The 558-nt window shown below is 46.1% G+C and carries 1 pseudogene; it reads left to right on the top strand.

Annotated features, from left to right (window positions below):
- Window positions 1–409 (top strand): annotated as a pseudogene (locus PVK71_RS20370) (replication initiation protein); the annotation flags it as partial.
- Window positions 410–558: the final 149 nt, after the last annotated feature.

Here is a 558-nt window from a genome sequence, read left to right as displayed (position 1 = left end):
GCCAAGAACGCTTTGTGCAACACCTCTGTACTACGAACTACTGGGTGTTAAAAATGAAGAACTTGAGCACTTGCGTTCAATCGAGATCCAACGCCGCAAAATAGAGGCCGCCAAACGCCACGAGCAGTACGATGCAGATATAGCCTTAAAGATATACTGCCAGAGCAATATCCTGCGTGTGTGGGAGTACAGACACGCACAAGCGACCTCCAGCTACACCATCAAACTGGCGGACATGAAACCCGTTGATCGTCTTACCTACATCTCTCGCAAGTTAGTTGAGCGCATCAAAGCCAAAGGCTGGGCAGTCAGTACAGACATCCCTACCATCACCAAGATGGCCAACAACCTACTCAACCGCATGGGGCTCTCAGTTAAGCAGAGCGAGCTCTCACCCTCAACATCTTAATCCGTTGTTACCTTTCTTACGCTCTTAGCTGAGTGGGTATTGCTATATCTATTGTTTGTCACGACTTAAAAAACAGGTAATACACGCCAGTAATGCGAACTATTATGCAGTTATTGAGATCCTTTTTAGATCCTATTCTATGACTTATA

This window comes from Aliivibrio sp. S4MY1 (assembly GCF_028765545.1).
Taxonomy (GTDB): Bacteria; Pseudomonadota; Gammaproteobacteria; order Enterobacterales; family Vibrionaceae; genus Aliivibrio.
This window is presented reverse-complemented; position numbering and strand designations above follow the sequence as displayed.